This window comes from Litoreibacter arenae DSM 19593 (genome assembly GCF_000442275.2).
GTDB lineage: Bacteria > Pseudomonadota > Alphaproteobacteria > Rhodobacterales > Rhodobacteraceae > Litoreibacter > Litoreibacter arenae.
Genome location: NZ_KE557314.1, coordinates 1,076,910 through 1,092,114, shown reverse-complemented (window position 1 = coordinate 1,092,114; position 15,205 = coordinate 1,076,910). Strand labels below are relative to the sequence as shown.

15 protein-coding genes and 1 other RNA gene are annotated in these 15,205 nt (G+C 61.8%); 7 read left to right on the top strand and 9 right to left on the bottom strand.

All coding sequences use genetic code 11. The features are described from left to right. Positions 1 to 67 precede the first annotated feature (67 nt). The gene (gene hemF / locus THALAR_RS17660) at positions 68 to 958 is read right to left on the bottom strand and encodes an oxygen-dependent coproporphyrinogen oxidase (RefSeq protein ID WP_021102971.1); all 891 of its coding nucleotides are present in this window, start codon (positions 956 to 958) and stop codon (positions 68 to 70) included. 91 nt (positions 959 to 1,049) lie between these two features. Between hemF and THALAR_RS17655 the strand changes: the two genes are divergently transcribed. Both THALAR_RS17655 and THALAR_RS17650 read left to right on the top strand, forming a co-directional pair. Then, on the top strand, positions 1,050 to 1,439 hold the full coding sequence (locus tag THALAR_RS17655) for a hypothetical protein (RefSeq protein ID WP_051153806.1): 390 nt from the start codon (positions 1,050 to 1,052) through the stop codon (positions 1,437 to 1,439). A gap of 302 nt (positions 1,440 to 1,741) precedes the next feature. Next, positions 1,742 to 3,055, top strand: a complete 1,314-nt coding sequence (locus THALAR_RS17650; RefSeq protein ID WP_083483517.1) for a D-alanyl-D-alanine carboxypeptidase family protein — start codon at positions 1,742 to 1,744, stop codon at positions 3,053 to 3,055. Positions 3,056 to 3,062: 7 nt separating this feature from the next. Here the strand turns inward: THALAR_RS17650 and THALAR_RS17645 are convergent, their stop codons facing one another. The 5 genes from THALAR_RS17645 to THALAR_RS17625 form a co-directional block, all read right to left on the bottom strand. Continuing rightward, positions 3,063 to 4,658: an ABC transporter ATP-binding protein gene (locus tag THALAR_RS17645; RefSeq protein ID WP_021102968.1), complete on the bottom strand. Its 1,596-nt coding sequence runs from the start codon at positions 4,656 to 4,658 to the stop codon at positions 3,063 to 3,065. Further along, positions 4,655 to 5,761, bottom strand: coding sequence for an ABC transporter permease (locus THALAR_RS17640; protein ID WP_021102967.1), 1,107 nt, complete (start codon positions 5,759 to 5,761; stop codon positions 4,655 to 4,657). The genes THALAR_RS17645 and THALAR_RS17640 overlap by 4 nt, the downstream gene beginning before the upstream one ends. Further along, positions 5,758 to 6,843 (bottom strand): microcin C ABC transporter permease YejB, encoded by a 1,086-nt coding sequence (locus tag THALAR_RS17635; protein WP_021102966.1) that lies wholly within the window; start codon positions 6,841 to 6,843, stop codon positions 5,758 to 5,760. Before THALAR_RS17635 ends, THALAR_RS17640 begins: the two co-directional genes overlap by 4 nt. A gap of 15 nt (positions 6,844 to 6,858) precedes the next feature. Then, positions 6,859 to 8,772: an extracellular solute-binding protein gene (locus THALAR_RS17630; RefSeq protein ID WP_021102965.1), complete on the bottom strand. Its 1,914-nt coding sequence runs from the start codon at positions 8,770 to 8,772 to the stop codon at positions 6,859 to 6,861. A 161-nt stretch (positions 8,773 to 8,933) separates the two neighbouring features. Next, on the bottom strand, positions 8,934 to 9,455 hold the full coding sequence (locus THALAR_RS17625; RefSeq protein ID WP_021102964.1) for a c-type cytochrome: 522 nt from the start codon (positions 9,453 to 9,455) through the stop codon (positions 8,934 to 8,936). 107 nt (positions 9,456 to 9,562) lie between these two features. On the opposite strand from THALAR_RS17625, the gene THALAR_RS17620 reads away from it, so the two are divergent. Next, complete coding sequence (locus THALAR_RS17620) at positions 9,563 to 10,396, top strand: prephenate dehydratase (protein WP_040819205.1); 834 nt, start codon at positions 9,563 to 9,565, stop codon at positions 10,394 to 10,396. Then, entirely contained in the window at positions 10,389 to 10,808 is a 420-nt protein-coding gene (locus THALAR_RS17615; RefSeq protein ID WP_040819203.1) for an NUDIX domain-containing protein, read from the top strand. Before THALAR_RS17620 ends, THALAR_RS17615 begins: the two co-directional genes overlap by 8 nt. Here the strand turns inward: THALAR_RS17615 and THALAR_RS17610 are convergent. From THALAR_RS17610 to nudC, 3 genes are all read right to left on the bottom strand, one after another. Further along, the gene (locus tag THALAR_RS17610) at positions 10,805 to 11,215 is read right to left on the bottom strand and encodes a GFA family protein (protein ID WP_021102961.1); all 411 of its coding nucleotides are present in this window, start codon (positions 11,213 to 11,215) and stop codon (positions 10,805 to 10,807) included. The two genes, THALAR_RS17615 and THALAR_RS17610, sit on opposite strands and share 4 nt — an antisense overlap. A 91-nt stretch (positions 11,216 to 11,306) precedes the next feature. After that, on the bottom strand, positions 11,307 to 11,792 hold the full coding sequence (locus THALAR_RS17605; protein WP_021102960.1) for an SRPBCC family protein: 486 nt from the start codon (positions 11,790 to 11,792) through the stop codon (positions 11,307 to 11,309). 27 nt (positions 11,793 to 11,819) lie between these two features. Next, on the bottom strand, positions 11,820 to 12,785 hold the full coding sequence (nudC, locus tag THALAR_RS17600) for an NAD(+) diphosphatase (RefSeq protein WP_040819201.1): 966 nt from the start codon (positions 12,783 to 12,785) through the stop codon (positions 11,820 to 11,822). A gap of 94 nt (positions 12,786 to 12,879) precedes the next feature. On the opposite strand from nudC, the gene ffs reads away from it, so the two are divergent. The 3 genes from ffs (at position 12,880) to THALAR_RS17590 (ending at position 15,203) form a co-directional block, all read left to right on the top strand. Beyond that, positions 12,880 to 12,978, top strand: an RNA gene (gene ffs, locus THALAR_RS18230) — signal recognition particle sRNA small type. 66 nt (positions 12,979 to 13,044) lie between these two features. Further along, a complete protein-coding gene (locus THALAR_RS17595; RefSeq protein WP_021102958.1) occupies positions 13,045 to 13,410 on the top strand; it encodes a YidH family protein in 366 nt (121 codons plus the stop codon). Between the two features lie 59 nt (positions 13,411 to 13,469). Then, complete coding sequence (locus tag THALAR_RS17590) at positions 13,470 to 15,203, top strand: DNA polymerase III subunit gamma/tau (protein ID WP_021102957.1); 1,734 nt, start codon at positions 13,470 to 13,472, stop codon at positions 15,201 to 15,203. The last annotated feature ends 2 nt before the right edge of the window (positions 15,204 to 15,205 follow it).

Genomic DNA, 15,205 nt, shown 5'->3' with positions numbered 1-15,205 from the left:
AAATATTCTCAGGGGGTCCGGGGGATGAAATCCCCCGGTCGGTCGACGCGCGACAGCGCGGCGAAACTCAATACCACTTGGCGACAGGCGGCAGTGACATCAACACCGCATTGGCGTCATGGCCGGTCTCCAACCCGAATTTGGTCCCACGGTCATAGACAAGGTTGTATTCGGCATAAAGCCCGCGATGCGCCAATTGCGCTTCCTTGTCGGCGTCGGACCACGGCGCATCGCGCCATTTTTCGGTAACCCCCAAAAACGCCGGCAGGAATGCACGCCCCACATCCTGCGTGAAGTTGAAATCCGCATCCCAGTCGCCGGTGTTCAAATCGTCATAGAAGATACCGCCAACCCCACGCGCTCGGTGGCGGTGGGGAACGTAAAAATACTCGTCCGCCCACGCCTTGAAGCGCGGGTAGTATTCAGCGTCGTGCCTGTCGCAATACTCCTTCAGCACGTTATGAAAAAACGCGGTGTCTTCGTCGCGCTCGATGCAGGGGTTCAGATCCGACCCGCCGCCGAACCACCACGCGCCGGGGGTCCAAAACATGCGCGTGTTCATATGCACGGCGGGCGTTTGCGGGTTCTGCATATGCGCCACCAGCGATATCCCCGACGCCCAGAAACGCGGATCGTCGGCCATCCCCGGCACGCCCCTTGCTGCCATGGCCTTCTGCGCCCGCTCGCCCAATGTGCCATAAACCGTCGAGACGTTGACCCCCACCTTCTCGAACACCCGCCCGCCGCGCATTACGCTCATCAAGCCGCCACCCGCGTCCGAGCCGTCGTCAGAGGTGCGCTTGGTCTCCGTCACCTCGAATCGGCCCTCTGGCAAATCCGCGAACGGCCCTTCCGTCTGGGTGGCCTCCAGCCCCTCGAAGGCAGCGACGATCTCGTCACGAAGGCTGCGGAACCAAGCGGAGGCTTGGGCTTTTTTGCTGTCAAAATCGGTTGTCACGGGCTTGTCCTGTTTGATTCAGGATGTGCTAACATTTGCGGGCAACAAGTGTCACGTTCCCTTGCCGTCGCAGCCGGAGTATTATCCCGCAATGAAAAGAATCCTGATCGCCCCGCTTCTGCTGCTGGCCGCCTGCGCCAGCCCCCGTGATGCCTGCTTGCAGGATGCGACCAAGGACCTGCGCATCGTGCAGGCCCTTATCGCGGATACGCAGGCCACCATTGACCGCGGCTACGCGATCCAGACCGAAACCCGCACGGTCATCTACACGAATTTCTGCGTCGGAACGGGTCTTGGCTCCGACGGTCGGTTCAGTTTCTGCAACTACCCCCAACCCGTCACCACAAAAAAACCCGTGGCCGTCGATCTGGACGCCGAGCGGCGCAAGTTGCGCTCGCTAAAGGCCAAGGAAACAGAGCTTAGACGCGAAAGTCTACTTGCGCAGCAGCGCTGCGAGTTGAAGTTTCCCGCAAAATCCTGAGCGACGACAATTCGGCCATGTTGTGGGCATGTGACACCCCACCACAACATATAGCCGAGGCACATCAGAGACATCTTGAAAGCCCCTGAAACTAAACTGTTTTCTGAATCCAAACTTTGTGCTACGGCTGTTCCAAAGGTCGGTGATCGGCTGAAAATTATAAATGGGGATGCAACGACATCCCCGAGGCAAAGTGGGCAGACGTCGTGGTTTTACGTCTTTTAAGTGCGGTCCGGTTGGGCCTGCTATTTCTTGTGGTATCAGCTTGGGCCGGGGCAGGTTACGCCGCCCCCTATGCGGCGATGGTTATCGACGCGCGCACCGGCGAGGTTCTTCATTCACGCAACGCAGACACGCGGCTTCACCCCGCATCGCTGACGAAGATGATGACGCTCTACGTCACCTTCGACGCGATTCGCAGAGGCGAGTTGACGCTCGACACCAAGGTACAAATCTCGCGCAAAGCAGCGGCGGAGCAGCCGTCGAAGCTGGGCCTCAAAGCCGGTCAGCGCATTTCGGTTCGCTATCTCATCCGCGCCGCTGCCGTGAAATCCGCCAATGACGCCGCGACCGCGTTGGGCGAAGCCGTCTCCGGCTCCGAGGCTGCATTTGCGCGCCGTATGACCGCCATGGCCAAGGCGCTTGGCATGAACAGCACCACCTTCAAGAACGCGCACGGGCTGACGGAAAACGGCCACCTTTCCACAGCGTCGGACATGACCACGCTGGGCCGCCACCTCATCTACGACTACCCACAATATTATAACCTGTTCTCGCGCCAAACGACCCATGCAGGCGTGAAGCAAGTGTCCAACACCAACCGCCGGCTGCTTGCGGCCTACAAGGGCGCGGACGGCATCAAGACCGGCTATACCCGCGCCGCCGGCTTCAACCTCGTGGCCTCCGCCGAACGCGGCAACGAACGCATCATCGCAACCGTCTTCGGCGGCACCTCCACCGCAGCGCGGAACGCCCGCGTGGCCGAGTTGCTGGACATGGGCTTCAAACGCGCCCCATCCCGCGCCAAGCTGCGCAAGCCCCAGCGGCCCGATCTTGGCGCCACACCAATCGAGCCGAAGGTCATCAAGGTCGCGCCAACCATCACCGCCCGCCGCTCCAGCCCACGGCCCTTGCAGCGGCCCGAGCAGGCACCGTCTGAGGATCTGCTTCTCGCCATCGTGGAAAGCGTCGACAACAACGTCGTTCAATCCCGCGTCGAGGTCGCCACGCGGGCAGCCCAAACCACCCAGCTTGCCGCTGTGGCGGCGACTGTGACTCCGGTCCGCAGGCCGCAGAATCTGGTGCAAGCGGCAATAGACACGTCGATCACCAAACCGGAGCCGCGCCGCATCATCACCCGCGCGTCAACTTCCGGCGGGCGGCACTGGTCAATCTCGCTGGGCAGATACACCACGCGCAACACCGCCGAGCGGCTGTTGCTGAAAACCGCATTGCAGGAAATCGGCACGCTCGACGAGGCCCTGCGCAAGGTGGTGAACCGCCCACGCGGCTGGGAGGCAAACTTCGTCGGCCTGTCGCAGGACAAAGCCGCACTGGCCTGCCAACGCCTGACCGCACGCGGTCACGAATGCGAGGTGCGCGGACCGGGGGCGTAAGCGCCCCCTATTTCGCTTTCAAATCCAGCGCGGCGGCCAGCAACTGTTGGGTGTAGGGAACTTGCGGATTGGCGAACAGCTCCTCGCTGTCACCGCTCTCGACCACATCGCCCTGCTTCATGACGATCACCTTATGCGACATCGCGCGCACGACCTTCAGGTCGTGGCTGATGAACAGATAGGCCAGCTTGTATTTCTGTTGCAGCTTTCGCAGCAACTCCACGATCTGCACCTGAACCGTCATGTCCAAGGCGCTTGTCGGCTCGTCCAGCACCACCAGTTTGGGCCGCAGTATCATCGCGCGGGCAATGGCAATCCGTTGCCGCTGACCCCCGGAAAACTCGTGCGGGTAGCGGTGCATCATATCGGGCTTCAGCCCCACCTCTGTCATAATCTCCGACACCATCTCGCGCCGGTCGCGGCCCGGCTCGGTGCCGTGAACGCCCAGACCTTCGGCGATGATCTGCTCCACCGTCATACGCGGGCTGAGCGAGCCGTAGGGGTCTTGAAACACGATCTGCATGTCTGCGCGAAGCGGTCGGACCTCTTTGGACGACAGGCCCTGTATCTCGCGGCCTTCGAACTGGATCGAGCCCTTGCTGGAAATCAACCGCATGATCGCCAACGCCAGCGTCGTCTTGCCGGAACCCGACTCGCCCACGATGCCCAGCGTCTCCCCCGCCCGCACGGAGACGGTCGCGGCGTTCACCGCCTTCACATGGCCGGTGGTGCGCTTCAGAAGGCCGGTCTGGATCGGGAACCAGATGCGCAGGTCTTCGGTGGCGACCATCTCCGGCGCGTTATCGGGCACGGCAACGGGAACACCCGTCGACTCGGCCTCAAGCAGCAGCTTGGTATACGGGTGTTGCGGGTTGTCGAAAATCTGCGCGGTCGGGCCGGTCTCGACGATCTGCCCGTGCTGCATGACACAGACGCGATCGGCAATCTTGCGCACCACGCCAAGGTCATGGGTGATGAACAGCAGAGACATATTCTCGCGCCGTTTCAGGTCCGCCAGCAGTTCCAAAATCTGCGCCTGAATGGTCACGTCCAGCGCCGTCGTCGGCTCGTCCGCGATCAGCAGTTCCGGCCCGTTGGCCAGCGCCATCGCGATCATCACACGCTGACGCTGCCCGCCGGACAGCTGGTGCGGATAGCTCGACAACCGGCTCTCGGCGTCGCGGATGCCGACCTTTTCCATAAGCTCGACCACCTTTGCCCGCGCCGCCGCGCCGCGCAGCCCTTGGTGCAATTCGATGCTTTCCGTGATCTGCTTTTCCAGCGTGTGCAGCGGGTTGAGCGAGGTCATCGGCTCTTGGAAGATAAAACTGATGTCGTTGCCGCGCACTTGCCGCAACTCCCGCTCGGACGCCGCAGTCAGGTCTTTCCCGTCATAGCTGATCTGCCCCGTCACCGTCGCGCTATCGGGCAGCAACTGCACCGTGGACAGCGCCGACACCGACTTGCCGGAGCCCGACTCGCCCACCAGCGCCACCGTCTCACCGCGGTCCACGTGGAAGGTCACGCCCTTGACGGCGTCGGTCACCTCGCCATCCTGACGGAAACTGACGGACAGGTCTTTGACCTCCAGAAGCAGGCTCATTGAAAGGTCTTTCTGGGGTCGAACGCGTCACGCACGCCCTCGAAGATGAACACGAGAAGCGACAGCATCACGGCAAAGGTGGTGAACGCGGTGAAGGCCAGCCATGGCGCTTGCAGGTTTTGCTTGGCCTGCAAGGTCAACTCCCCCAAAGACGGGGCGGAGGACGGCAAACCAAAGCCGAGGAAGTCAAGCGAGGCCAGCATCCCGATAGTGCCGGTGATGATGAACGGCAGGATGGTCAGCGTCGCCACCATGGCGTTGGGCAGCATGTGGCGGAACATGATGACCGTGTTCGACACCCCCAAGGCCCGCGCCGCACGGACATACTCGAAATTCCGCGCCCGCAGGAATTCGGCGCGGACCACGCCCACCAAGGCAGGCCAGCCAAACAGGATCGACAGGGCGACCAGAAGCCAGAAACTTCGGCCCAGAATGGCGAACATGATGATGATAACATAGAGGCTTGGCGTCGCCCCCCAGATTTCCAGAAACCGCTGAAAGATCAGGTCCGTGCGCCCGCCGAAAAAGCCCTGCACCGCCCCCGCCGCGATCCCGATGATGGACGAGAAGAACGTCACCACCAGCGTGAACACAATCGACAGCCGGAAGCCGTAAATCACCCGCGCTGTCACGTCACGCGAGGTGTTGTCGGTGCCCAGCCAGTTCATCGCGTCCGGTGCCGCAGGGGCCGTGCCGGGGCGGTCTACGATGGTGGTGTAGCTGTAGGGAATGATCGGCGTGATGATCCACCCCTGCTCCACCGGCTCGCCTGCATAGGTGCCGCTTGCGGCCTCTTCCATCACCGCTTCGGGCTCGTCCCAGCAATCCTCGACGCCGCCCGTTTTGATCAGGCATTGTATTTCGATGTCGCGGTAAACCGCTTCCGTACGCAGGTCGCCGCCGAACGTCGTTTCGGGATAGAAGCTGGTGATCGGGGTGAAGAACTCGCCGCGATACTTGATAAGGATCGGCTTGTCGTTGGCGATCAGCTCCGCACAGAGCGACAGCCCGAACAGCACCGCGAAAATCCACAGTGACCAGTAGGCCCGCCTGTTGCGCTTGAAGTTCGTCCAGCGGCGTTGGTTGAGCGGCGAAAGTGTCATGTCTCGCGGCTCTCGAAGTCAATGCGCGGGTCGACGAAGACATACATCAGGTCCGACAGGATGCCGACGATCAGCCCGATCAGCCCGAAGAAATACAGCGTGCCGAACACCACCGGGTAGTCTCGCGCAACCGTCGCCTCGAAGGCCAAGCGACCCAAGCCATCTAGTGAGAAGATCGTCTCAATAATCAGCGAGCCGGACAGGAAAATGCCCAGAAACAGGCTGGGGAAACCGGCGATCACGATCAGCATGGCGTTGCGGAAAACATGGCCGTACAGCACCCGCCGCTCTGACAGGCCTTTGGCCTTGGCGGTGATGACGTATTGCTTCTTGATCTCGTCCAGAAACGAGTTCTTGGTTAGCAGGGTCAACGTTGCAAACGCCGCAATGGTGGAGGCGGTGACAGGCAGCGCGATGTGCCAGAAGTAGTCCAGCACCTTGCCGATCAAACTCAACTGCTCGAAATTGTCCGATGTCAGCCCCCGCAGGGGGAACCACTGGTAATAAGACCCGCCCGCGAACAACACCAGCAGCACGATGGCGAACAAGAAGCCCGGTATAGCATAGGCCACGATAATCAGCCCCGAGGTCCATGTATCAAAGCTGGACCCATCGCGAATGGCCTTGCGGATGCCCAGCGGGATCGAGATCACATAGGCAATCAGCGTCGACCAAAGCCCCAGCGTGATCGACACCGGCATTTTTTCCCACACCAGATCCAGCACGCCGATGGAGCGGAAATAACTCTCCCCGAAATCGAAGCGCAGGTAGTTCCACATCATATTGAGGAACCGCTCCACCGGCGGCTTGTCGAAGCCGAACTCCTTTTCCAGCTCCGCGATGAACTCCGGCGGAAGCCCTCGTGCACCGTCATATTTGGACTCGGACCGCGACGCCTCGAACTCGCCACCGCTGGAGCCGCCAGCAATGCCTTGCAGCACATCACCCTCGCCCTCCATGCGGGCAAGGATCTGCTCGATGGGGCCACCGGGCACGAACTGGGTCAACGCAAAGTTGACCACCATGATGCCCACCAAGGTCGGAATGACCAACAGCAGCCGTCGAAGTATGTAAGCGCCCAAGTGTTTATTCCTGCTCTAGCGAAGCACGCCGTCGGCCTTCAGCTTTTCTGCCGCTTCTGCGTCGTACCACCAGAAGTCGTATATCCCGACTGCCAGCGGAGGCAACTCATCAGGGTGCCGGAATACGTCATAATAGGCGATCCAGTTCTCATTCTTGTACCATTGCGGGATCGCAAACCCGATAGACCGCAGCACCCGGTCAAGCGCATGCACCGATGTGCGCAACTCGTCCAACGTGTCAGCCGCGATCACCTTGGGAAGCAGCGCGTCAACCGCCGGATCGCGCAGCCGCATCAGGTTGCGGGAGCTGTTATCCGCCGTCTTGGACGAAAACCACTGCTCCAGCCCGATGGACGGCTCCAGATCCATCTGGATGCCTTGGTTGGTCAGGTCGAAATCGCCCTTCCGGCGACGTTCGACATATTGGGCGGTGTCGATCCGCTCCAGCGAGCCTTTAATGCCCAGCGCGTTCAGGTTGTTGATAAACGGGTTCACCACGCGGTCGTAGAGCGGGTTGAACTGGATGATATTCACCTCAAGCGGCTGGCCATCCTTGCGCCGGATGCCGTCGTCGCCCACAAGCCAGCCCGCCTCTTCCAGAAGCTTGGACGCACTGCGCAACACCTTCCGCGACGGGCGGTTCTTGCTGTCGTCATTGACGAAGGGCATTCGCACCTCATCCGTCAGGATGCTTTCATCCAACAGGCCCTGATCGACAAGGGGCTGAAGCAGCGCTACCTCCTCTGGTGAAGGGGTGCCCGTCGCTGCAAGGTCGGTGTTCGGCCAGAAAGAAGCGGGGCGCTCATAGAGGTCGAAGAACAGCGCCTTATTGGTCCACTCGAAGTTGAACAGCATAGACACAGCATCGCGCACCTTGGGGTCCTGCCATTTCTCGCGGTCCAGATTGAACACAAACGACAGCGCCGTGCCGACGCCCCCATCTGGCAGCGTCGCCAGCTTCACCGCACCGCTTTTCACTGCGGGGAAGTCGTAGCCGGTCGCCCAGTCCTTGGGGTCGGTTTCGGCCTTCAGCAGATATTCGCCCGACTTGAACGCCTCGAACGCGGCGGAGCGGTCGGCGAAGTATTCCACGCGGATGCGGTCGAAATTGTTGCGGCCGACGTTGAACGGGATGTCCTCGCCCCAGTAGTCCGGGTTGCGGGCATATATCACCTGCCGGTTGTAGTCGAAGCTGTCCAGCACGTAGGCGCCGGTGCTCATGAACGGCCGGTCGGTGCTTTTGTCCAGACGCGTGCCGGTTTCTTCGAACCACGCCTTGGAGAACACAGGCGTTCCGCCGGCAAACCCGACGCGATCCCGTTTCGAAGCATCCTTGTTGAAGATGAACTTGATCCGGTAGGGGCCTTCGACCTCGACCTTATCGACAAACCCCTCCGCGATTCGGCGATATTCGGCAATGCCCTGCTCCAGAAACAGATTGACGCTAAAGGCCACATCTTCCGCCGTCATCGGGGTGCCGTCAGAGAAAGTCACGTCTTCCCGCAGATTGAAGACCACGTAAGACAGGTCTTCAGGATATTCGAGCGTGGTGCAGAGAAAGCAGTAGGCGCCATACGGGTCGTCCGCCGTCGCCGTCAGCAGGCTTTCGCTGCCGATGGTGTTCAGCGCCGCCGCCACTCCCTCGCGGGCGTATTGGTTGAAACTGTCGAAATTACCCAGCGACCAAGTCGACACCTCGCCGCCCTTCGGGGCGTCGGGGTTTACATAATCGAGATGCTCGAAATCGGGGCCATATTTCAACTCGCCAAAGTTGGAATACCCGTGAGACACCGTGACCGTGTCCGCCCTCGCAGGGGCTACTGAGGTCAGCGCCGCCGCGACCAGCACCACCGCAACGCCCATCCATTTAAGACTGCCATCAGGCTGCAAACGGGTTCGCGCGATGACTTGGGGGGGGCGGTGGCTCATTTGGATACTCCTCAGCTCGGTCACGGGACTGTCGCACGACAACCTAGGACAAGAGAAGTTGGATTTGCCCAACAATCAAGGGCGATTGCGCGATTGTGAGCGCCTGAAATGAAAAGACCGCCCCGAGGGGCGGCCTTCGCTGAATCATATGCCTGACTGGCTTAGCCGCCAATCGTTTCCAGATAGGCAATCAGGTTGGCGCGGTCTTCGATCTTTTTGAGACCGGCGAAGCTCATCTTGGTGCCGGGCGCCCAACCTTTGGGGTCCGCAAGGAACTCCTGAAGATGCTCCGGCGTCCAGTCGCCTTCTTTCTCAGCCAGGACGTTCGAATATCCGAAATCACCAACTGCGGCGATGTCACGTCCAACGATGCTCCACAGATGCGGGCCAGTGCCTTTGCCGCCGTCTTCCAGCTTGTGGCAGGCCTTGCACTTGGAGAAGACCTTTTCGCCCGCGCCCGCATCGGCCTCGGCCATCACCGCTGCAAAGTCGACTTCCTCGACCTCTTCCTCGGGCTCTTCGTCGCCACCTTCAACTTCGATCACATAGGCTTGCTGGTGATCGTCCCCGTGACCGCCGCCGCCGTGGTAGATCAGGTCAGCGGCCCAGCCGCCCAGCAGAAAAACCAGAAGGGACCCGCACAGCGCGCCCAGAACCTTGGTCATTGTCATCGTGTCAAACATGTCTGTCTCTCACCCGTTTGGCGTTTCGGCGTTATGTATCGCCTTCCCAACCCTTTCCGCAAGGGCTAGAAACCGCGACGAAACGCCTTTTTGCGGGAAAATGCACCATGACTCAGAAAATTGCGTTCCAGGGGGAACTCGGCGCTTACTCTCACGAGGCCTGTGTTCACGCACGCCCCGACATGGAACCGCTGCCCTGCGCCACCTTCGAAGAGGTGATCGACGCGGTCCGCAAAGGCGACGCGGCGCTGGCCATGTTGCCGGTCGAAAACACCACCTATGGCCGCGTGGCGGACATTCACCGGCTGCTACCCGAATCCGGCCTGCACATTATCGACGAGGCATTCGTGCGCGTGCGCATCGCGCTTATGGCCCCCAAAGGCACGACGCTCGACAGCATCAAAACTGTGCGCGCGCATCTCGTCCTGATCCCTCAATGCCGCGCGTTTCTGGAGGCACACGGCATCCGCGGCGAGGCCGCCGCCGACAGCGCGGGCGCTGCGGCAGAGCTTGCCGCCCACCCTCAGGCAGGCATCGGCGTGCTCGCCTCCGCGATGGCGGCTGAAACCCACGGGCTCAAAGTGCTTGCCAACGATATCGAAGACCACGACACCAACACCACCCGTTTCCTCATCATGTCGCCCGAGGCCGACATGACGCGGCGTGGCGAGACCCACATGATCACGTCCTTCGTGTTCAACGTGCGCAACATCCCCGCCGCGCTCTATAAGGCGATGGGCGGGTTTGCGACGAACGGCATCAACATGACCAAGCTGGAAAGCTACATGGTCGACGGCGAGTTTACGGCGACGCAGTTCTACGCGGACATCTCCGGCCACCCCGACGACATCGGCGTGCAGCACGCGATGGACGAACTGGAATTCTTCACCTCCGAGATCAAGATCCTCGGCACCTACCCCGCCGCGTTCCCCCGTGGCTGAGCCACGTCGCCCGAAGCTGGGGGCGCTTGCGGTGGTCGTGCGCGAAGGCCACACCCTGCTGTTCCAGCGCCGCAATGAGCCGAACGCGGGCCTCTGGGGCTTCCCCGGCGGCCATGTAGAGTTGGGCGAGACCGCACTCGCCGCCGCCGCCCGCGAGTTGCTGGAGGAAACCGGCGTCACCGCCACGCCGCGCGGCTACCTGACAAACCTCGACATCGTGGCGCGCAGCGCGGATGGCACAATCGCGCACCACTACCTGCTGGCGGCGGTGGTGTGCGACTACGTCTCCGGTACGCCAGTCGCGGATGACGACGCGATGGATGCCGCGTGGGTTCCGGTGGAGGCCGCCTTGGCAGGCGACCGCCCCATGTCGGAAAATGTCGGCAAAGTGCTGCGCTTGGTGCTGGGCTAACCCGCAGGCGGCATCTGCGGAAATTTCGGCAGCTCGTCGTTGATCCCGTGCCAATCCGGCGCAGAGGCGACGTAAATGTGCATTTCGGGCTTCAGGTCCGACGTGTCATCCAGACTTCCCAGCTTCAACGCAAAGAACGGCTCGTTGGCGGGGATGCTCCACAGCGGCGTGCCGCAGGTGCCGCAGAACGCCCGCCCGATGGTCCCACCGCTGTCACCCACAGACTCGTATATCGCGGGCTCGCCCTTGGTGATTCTCAACGCGTCCCTCGGCGTCAGGGCGACGTAGTTCGGACCGCCTCCCGATGCCTTCTGGCATTTGGTGCAGTGGCACAGGCCGACCCCGATAAAGGGTGCGGTGATGGTGAACTGAATAGCGCCACAGGCGCAGCGTCCGGTCCGTTCCAAAGCGAATCTCCTGCTCGATCATATGTCAGGGCAGTATAACCGGAGGCACCTGACAGGTTCTGTCAGGAGAGGTTGCCAGACCTCAAGAAAATCAGCTCACGCCTGCCGTGCGCATGCCCTTCTTGTGGCGTTCTTCCAGATCGCTGGCGAAATGCGCGATGCGGGTTTTGTAGCGGCGGTTCAGCGTATTGCGGGCCAGCTTGGCCGATTGCATCAGCAACCGCGCGGACAAGGTCTGCGGCTTTACGTCCAACTCGATCCGCATCCGCGTTCGGGCGCGGGACAGCGGCACCAGTTCCACCAGAAACGTTGAAGCCATGTTCTTCGTCTTCACCTCGAACAGCATCTGGTTCGGGCGGTCATATTCCACCAGCTTGGCGTCGAAGTCGCGCTTCTTGCCGCGCACGGTGGCGCGGGCTTTCCAGCTCATGCCGACGCCGACATGATCCATCTTGTCCGTCCGCGCCACATCCGCGCCGCGGCGCAGGATCGCGCGCTCAAAGCCGTCGAAATCCGACAACATCGAAAACGCATCGTCGATGGGTATCTCAAGGTCTTCCTTGGTGGAGAATTTCATATGCCCCTGCTCATTCGTATCTTAAATCTAGTCTAACGTATCGCGAAGCCAGTTAAGCAACAGGAAATGCGCGATTGCGCCTTTTCGGGCAGGTTTCATTTTCGGGTTGTTGCCCGCAAACGTCTCCATCATTTCCTCGCGGGTCACCCAGATGGCGTCTTCTATTTCGGTCGGGTCAATGGTGATCTCGGTGCTCAGCGCATGACCGCGACACCCCATCATCATTGACGCGGGAAACGGCCAGGGCTGACTCGACAAATACTCCACCGCGCCCACACGAACGCCCGACTCCTCGAAGGTCTCGCGGCGCACGGCGGCCTCGATGGTCTCCCCCGGCTCGACAAAACCGGCAAGGCAGGAATACATCCCTTCCGGCCACCCGGGCGAGCGCCCCATCAGTACCGAGTTGCCATGCGTAATCAGCATGATCACGACGGGGTCAGTGCGCGGAAAATGGTGGGCGCGGCAGACGGTGCATTCCCGTTGCCAGCCCGCCATGGAAATTTCGCTCTTCGCCCCGCAGCGGGCGCAAAATCCGTGGATCTCGTGCCAGCTTCCGATAGCTTTCGCCATGGTCACCAGTTCAGCATCGCGCGGCGACAGATGCGTCATGATCGCCCGTAGTTCGGAAAAGCGTTCATCCTCCGGCATACCGGGATAATGCTGCTCCGAGGGGTCCAGAAACTGGTGCAGCGTCTCCAAAGCTTCGTCAGGTTCCCAGCAGGAAATATCGCGGCAGAAACGCGCGACGCCATCATCCAGCCCCAGAAAAATCGGCTCTTCGTCAGCCTGCTCGAAAACCGGATGATCCACCGCCTGCCACGCAGGGCGGTCCCGCCCTTGCCCCGCAATCAACGGCTTGCCATGCCAGAACGGCAGCACGCCGGTGTCAGGTTTCGCCAGCAACTCTGCCAACGCCGCAGCGTCGCCGCGCAAATGCGCCGCGCGGTCCAGCCCAGAGCCGCCAAATGTCACAGTCTCCGCAAGTTTCACTGCATCGCCCCCAATTCTGATCGCATAGCTTTTGTCACGAGCGCACCGACTTGGCAAACCTTGCGTTTTCTAGAATCGCAACCTATATGAACCTTGAGGGGTTGGCGCGGGCAAGTGCCTCGCCAACCTGGTCAGGTCCGGAAGGAAGCAGCCACAACGAGCCCCACTTGGGTCGATGTCCAACCTCTCACCCTAGCGCCTGTTGCATCAGACGCTTTCCCTCTTCCTCTTCTTCACAGATGCCCTATCTTTGCCCCCCATGAGCAAAGACAACCAAGAACTCGCCGAAGAGCGTACCAACTGGGCCGAAGACCGCACAATTCTGGCCAACGAACGCACCTTCGCCAGCTGGATGGGCACGGGGCTTGGCGCAGTCGGCGTCGCCATCGGCCTGAAGGCCGTGTTCGGCGATTTCGAGCCCACATGGGCCGCCAAGGTCGTGGCCTCCATGTTCCTGATCGTGGCAATCTCGATCTTCTGGGGCGCACAGCGACAGGCCACCAAAACCTGGGATCGCCTCAACGACACCGATGCGGAGGCGACCCCAAGCCGGAATTTCCGCGTCATCGCCATCCTGATGAGCCTCTCATCCGCCGCCGTGGGCGCGGTGCTGTGGAGTCTCTAGTGGACCTTGAGAGCCGCGCGAATTAGGGTCTGGGGCGCACCCGAATCCAAGGAACTCTCATGACTGAAACGACCAGCGGCGGCTATCAGGTTCTGGCGCGGAAATACCGCCCTGCGACATTCGCCGACCTGATCGGTCAGGACGCCATGGTCCGCACACTGAAAAACGCCTTCGACGCGGGCCGCATCGCGCAGGCCTTCATCATGACGGGCATTCGCGGCACCGGCAAAACCACCACCGCGCGGATCATCGCCAAGGGCATGAACTGCATCGGCACCGACGGCAAAGGCGGCCCCACGACGGAGCCATGTGGCACCTGTGACAACTGCGTGGCCATCGCCGAAGGTCGCCATGTCGACGTTATGGAAATGGACGCCGCCTCGCGCACCGGCGTCGGCGACATCCGCGAAATCATCGACTCGGTGCATTACCGCGCCGCCTCCGCCCGCTACAAAATCTACATCATCGACGAGGTGCACATGCTTTCCACCTCCGCCTTCAACGCCCTGTTGAAGACGCTGGAGGAGCCGCCCGAGCACGTCAAATTCATCTTCGCCACGACGGAAATCCGCAAGGTGCCCGTCACCGTCCTGTCCCGCTGCCAGCGCTTCGATCTGCGCCGGATCGAGCCGGAGGTGATGATCGCCCACCTGCAATCCATCGCCGCCAAGGAAAACGCCGAAATCGCCGAGGACGCGCTGGCCCTGATCACCCGTGCCGCCGAAGGCTCCGTCCGCGACGCCATGTCCCTGATGGATCAGGCCATTTCCCATGGCGCGGGCGAGACCACAGCGCCGCAAGTCCGCGCCATGCTCGGCCTCGCCGACCGGGGCCGCGTGCTGGACCTGTTCGACCTGATCATGAAGGGCGACGCCGCAGGCGCGTTGCAGGAGTTGTCCTCGCAATATGCCGACGGTGCCGACCCGATGGCGGTGCTGCGCGATCTGGCCGAAATCACCCACTGGGTCTCCGTCATCAAGATCACGCCAGAGGCCGCCGACGATCCCACCGTCGGCCCCGACGAGCGCACCCGCGGCGCACAAATGGCCGAGGCGCTTCCCATGCGCGCCATGTCCCGCATGTGGCAACTCCTCCTCAAATCCCTTGAGGAAGTCGCCAGCGCCCCCAATGCCATGATGGCCGCCGAAATGGCAATCATCCGCCTGACCCACATGGCCGACCTGCCCTCGCCCGAGGAACTCGTGCGCAAGCTGCAAGACACACCGCCGCCACCTACGCCACCCGCAGGCACCACCGCCCCGCAAGGCGGCATGACCACCGCACGCGCTCAAACCCAAACCGTAAGCGCAGGCGGCGGCACCTCCGCCGCGCTCGACCTGTCGGCGGAAACCGCGCTGGCGCACTACCCCACGTTCAACCACATCGTCGGCCTGATCCGCGCCAACCGCGACGTGAAGTTGCTGGTGGAGGTCGAAGGCTACGTGCAGCTCGCCCATTACTCCCCCGGCCGCATCGAATTTGTCCCCACCGACGACGCCCCCCGCGACCTCGCCGCCCGTCTGGGTGCGCGATTGCAGCAATGGACCGGCCAACGCTGGGCCGTCACCCTGGTTAACGAAGGCGGTGCCCCGACACTCGCCGCCGAACGCGATGCCGAAGCCAACGCGCTCAAGGCCGAGGCGGCCGAGCACCCTCTGATGCAGGCCACGCTTCAGGCCTTCCCCGGTGCCAAAATCATCGAAATCCGCACCGCCGCCGATCTTGTGCAGGAAGCCGCCGTCGAGGCACTGCCAGAGGTCGAGGACGAATGGGACCCGTTCGAGGACGGCTAGTC